Origin of the sequence: Microcystis sp. LEGE 08355, from assembly GCF_015207185.1 — a bacterium.
Lineage (GTDB): Bacteria > Cyanobacteriota > Cyanobacteriia > Cyanobacteriales > Microcystaceae > Microcystis > Microcystis panniformis.
This window is the reverse complement of the sequence record NZ_JADEXI010000398.1, coordinates 1-4,346: the sequence shown is the minus strand read 5'-3', so window position 1 is coordinate 4,346 and position 4,346 is coordinate 1. Positions and strand designations below refer to the sequence as shown.

The window sequence follows — 4,346 nt, the reverse complement described above, 5'->3', positions numbered from 1 at the left end:
GCTCAAGGGCGTTAGTAACGTAATCCTTGGCTTTTTTCACCGCTATTTTCAGGTCATCACCCAAAGCGAGGTTAGCAGCGATCGCAGCCGATAGGGTACAACCAGTCCCGTGAGTATTATTGGTTTCGACGCTTCTGGTCTTAAAAGTTTCCCATTCCTCCCCATCAAAGCAGAGATCAACCCCACGCAGCCGCCCTTTCATCCCTCCCCCCTTCACTAATACCGGTGTGGCCGACTTCTGGAAAATAATTTCGGCGGCCGCTTTCATCGTCTCAAAATCATTGATCTCAATGCCACTTAAAAGCTGTGCTTCGTAACGATTGGGGGTAATAATCGAAGCCAGAGGAATTAAACTATCCAAAAGACTATCTACAGCCCGATCATCAATTAATTTGGCTCCCACCCGCGAAACCATAACCGGATCCACCACTAAACTGATTAAACGCCAGCGCTCGATCGCCTCGGCCACTGCTTCGATAATCTCGCTGCTGAACAGCATTCCTGTCTTAACCGCTGACACAGACATATCCCCGACCACGGCATCGATTTGGGCCGTGACCATTTCTGGACTTAGGGACTCGACGCGCTCGACCCCTAGGGTATTTTGGGCGGTAACGCAGGTAAGGGCGCTGGTGCCGTGAACTCGATGGAAGGCGAAGGTTTTCAAATCAGCTTGAATTCCCGCGCCGCCACCACTATCGGAACCGGCGATGGTGAGGGCAATGGCAGTCATAGGAGGTTAGCGATCAAAAGGACGACGACGTTGCAGAAATTCGGGGATATCTAATCCCGCCGGTTTTGGTGGTTCGGGAGTGGCTGCTGGACTGGGTGCGGGGGTATTGATCACCACCTTGCTACCGGTGGGACGAGAGGGGGAATCGCCGGAAAAACCGGTGGCAATGACGGTAATTCTGACTTCTCCCTGCATTTTCTCGTCAATTACTGCCCCAAAGATGATATTAGCGTTGGGATCCACCACTTCATAGATAATTTCGGCGGCGGCATTGACTTCGTGTAGGGTTAGATCTTGACCGCCGGTGATGTTAAAGACTACGCCTTTCGCCCCTTCGATCGAGGATTCCAGTAACGGTGAGGATATAGCCGCGATCGCGCCTTCCTTAGCCCGAGATTTTCCCGAACCGATGCCGATGCCCATTAGGGCCGAACCCGCATCGGCCATCACTGCCCGCACATCGGCGAAATCCACATTTACCAGACCGGGGATAGTGATAATATCCGAGATACCCTGTACCCCTTGCCGCAGCACATCATCAGCGACCCGAAAAGCCTCCTGTAGGGGAGTGTCGGCGGGTATTACCTGTAATAACTGGTTATTGGGGATAATAATCAGGGTATCGACCCGACTTTGTAAACCGCCCACCCCCTCATCGGCCTGATTAGTGCGACGACGACCCTCGAAGGTAAAGGGACGAGTCACAACTCCCACGGTCAAACAGCCGATTTCTTTGGCAATTTCGGCCACAATTGGAGCGGCCCCCGTTCCCGTGCCGCCGCCCATGCCGGCGGTAATAAAGACTAGATCGGTTCCTTCCAATGCTTGGGCGATTTCATCCCGAGATTCTTCCGCCGCTTTCTGTCCGATCGCCGGATTGCCCCCCGCCCCTAGGCCGCGGGTTAATTTTGTCCCGATTTGTAACCTTTGGGGGGCGGAGGAGTGGGCCAGGGCCTGGGCGTCGGTGTTAATTGCCCAAAATTCGATTCCAGTCACGCCACTGGCGATCATGCGGTTAACGGCGTTACAGCCCCCACCGCCGACCCCGATCACCTTGATCTTGGCGACATTACTTGGCACGATGCGATTACTACGACTTTCTTCTCGGGGTGTCATCTGTGATTCATGGGGGCGAGTAAATAATACTCCAGCATTATTCTGAGAGTAATGATTATCTTCGCTCATAGCTGAACTGGCATAATCGTTACTGTTCAGATTGGGATAGGTGGGAACGATTTCATTAATCGATGTCATTGGAATTGGAACACTCTTAGTACAAGCTTCTGTTATTGGTTTGATGAATCAGAGATGCAATGTTAACACTATCACTAATATTATGTCGGTTCCAGTATCTACATTATCAGTTTCTGGTTCAGAAAATCATAATTTGGGGTTTTTGGCAATACCTAAAGGGAATAATTGCGGTTATTTGCTGATCAATTCCAGTTAATCCCTAGGAGTTGCCGTTACTTTGGCAACCATAGGGGCTGGCTGCGGTTTTAATTGTACAGTGGGAGCATCGGGATTACTCAGGTCAATGTAGAGAATTCGCGCTAGAGGTATCTTGGATGACAATGGCCGCGATTGTACGAGAGCGGTTAATTTTTCGGGCAATCTATCTTTATAAAAACCTAAATAGACCTGTCCCAGTTCAGTTTTTAGTACAAGATTACTAGGGTTGCGCCAATCGATGGCGGTAACTTTAATTGATAAGTTATCAATTAAGGGATAAATTTTTTGCCACTGTTGTTGATATTGTCGGTCGTAACCAAGCACTTCTAGGCTAGGTAATTGGGTTTTGGGCAGAGTTCGACCATAATAGTTTTGAGGAATTATCGTTCCGGTGGCATCTAAAAAGCCTTGCTGTTGATGGGAACGCCAACGGGCAACAGGTTTTCTTTCTTGAATAGAAACAATCACTTTCGGGGGTAATAATTGCCGCTCGATCTTAACGTCGGCAATAGCGGGAATAGCCGCTAATTTTTCTCGCAATTGATGGGTGGGTAATTCCCAGAGAGACAGAGGATAGCTTAATTTTAGCCAAGCACGAATCGACTCGGGTGACATTAATTCCGTGCCTGCGATTTCCACCTGTCCGGCCTTGCTAATTGTCCAATAGGGTGAAGTCATCCCCCAAGCTAATCCCGTCGCTAAACCACTAACCACCAGAAAGCGACCTAGGGCTTGCCACACCTTTGATCGCCTTTGGTGGCGCAGGTTTTGTCGTTTTTGTTCTAGGGAGAGGGAAGAAAGGATTTGATCGCTCATAGGGAAAATCCAGGACAGTTTTGCTGTTATCTTAGGTCGCAAGGTGGGCTGCTGGCAACTCGATCGCTACTCAAGTAATCAGTTTGACAAAGAAAGAGATAATAAATGTTATAACAGTAGTAGTCTACAGGCGTTCTTTTGTCTGTCTCCAGTAAACCTAAACGCTCCTTTTTGCCAAGATATTTCGACGGTCAGCCAGAAAGAGCGTTCTGGCAAGAACAGCCTAATTTATCCGAAAATTACCTATGGTTATCAACAAACGCGGACTTGTTCTCGGTGCTACAGCAGTGGTCCTGTCTACCGTCGCCGTCACGGGGGCGGGATTCCGACTCTCCCAAAGTCAAGCTTTTTTTCAGGAAAGTCCCAAGGAAACCGTTGATGAGGTTTGGCAGATCATCAACCGCAGTTATTTAGATGGCACTTTTAATCAATCGGACTGGAACGCCATCCGCAATCAGTATTTAAATCGTTCCTACAAAAATCAAGAGGAAGCATACACCGCTATCCGCGAGATGTTGAAAACTCTCAATGATCCCTATACCCGTTTTATGGATCCCAAAGAGTTTAACAATATGAAGATCGATACATCGGGAGAATTGACTGGGGTAGGGATTCAATTGACCAAAGATGAGAAAACCAAGCAGTTAGTCGTGGTTTCACCTATTGAAGATACTCCCGCTTCTAAAGCTGGTGTGCTGCCCAAAGATGTGATTATCGCTATCGATGGTAAATCTACCGAAGGCATGGAACTCGATCAAGCGGTGAGCATGATCCGCGGCAAAGTGGGGACAAGCGTTAAGATCACGATTCAACGGGGTGAGGAGAAGAAAGAATTGACTCTTACCCGGGCCAAAATTGAAATTCACCCGGTGCGCGCCCACACGGAAAACACCCCGATCGGTAAAATCGGTTATATCCGTCTTAATCAATTTAGCGCCCAAGCTAGTGGCGATATGAGTCAAGCGATTCGCGAATTGGAAGCCGAAGAGGTGAAGGGTTATATTCTCGATCTGCGTTCTAACCCCGGCGGTTTACTCTACGCCAGCATCGAAATCGCTCGGATGTGGATACCCGATGGTTTAATTGTCTCTACGGTCGATCGCAAAGGGGTGACGGAACGTCAACGGGCCAACAATCAAGCTTTGACTAATAAACCGCTGGTTGTTCTCGTCGATGGTGGTTCCGCCAGTGCCAGTGAAATTCTCTCTGGAGCTTTACAGGATCATGATCGGGCGGTTATTGTCGGTACGAAAACCTTTGGTAAGGGATTAGTGCAATCGGTACGCAATCTCAGTGACGGTTCGGGATTAGCGGTGACAATTGCCAAGTATCTTACCCCCAAAGG

Annotated in this window: 4 protein-coding genes; 1 reads left to right on the top strand and 3 read right to left on the bottom strand. The window is 48.8% G+C overall.

What is annotated here, in order from left to right; genetic code table 11:
- The 3 genes from thiD to IQ242_RS17815 all read right to left on the bottom strand — a co-directional run.
- The coding region (thiD, locus tag IQ242_RS17825) for a bifunctional hydroxymethylpyrimidine kinase/phosphomethylpyrimidine kinase (protein WP_193960887.1) at window positions 1-733 on the bottom strand (733 nt) is incomplete at its 3' end.
- Window positions 734-739: 6 nt separating this feature from the next.
- On the bottom strand, window positions 740-1,987 hold the full coding sequence (gene ftsZ / locus IQ242_RS17820) for a cell division protein FtsZ (RefSeq protein WP_193960886.1): 1,248 nt from the start codon (window positions 1,985-1,987) through the stop codon (window positions 740-742).
- Window positions 1,988-2,179: 192 nt separating this feature from the next.
- The gene (locus IQ242_RS17815) at window positions 2,180-3,001 is read right to left on the bottom strand and encodes a cell division protein FtsQ/DivIB (protein ID WP_002765212.1); all 822 of its coding nucleotides are present in this window, start codon (window positions 2,999-3,001) and stop codon (window positions 2,180-2,182) included.
- A gap of 245 nt (window positions 3,002-3,246) precedes the next feature.
- On the opposite strand from IQ242_RS17815, the gene ctpC reads away from it, so the two are divergent.
- The coding region (ctpC, locus tag IQ242_RS17810) for a carboxyl-terminal processing protease CtpC (RefSeq protein WP_193960885.1) at window positions 3,247-4,346 on the top strand (1,100 nt) is incomplete at its 3' end.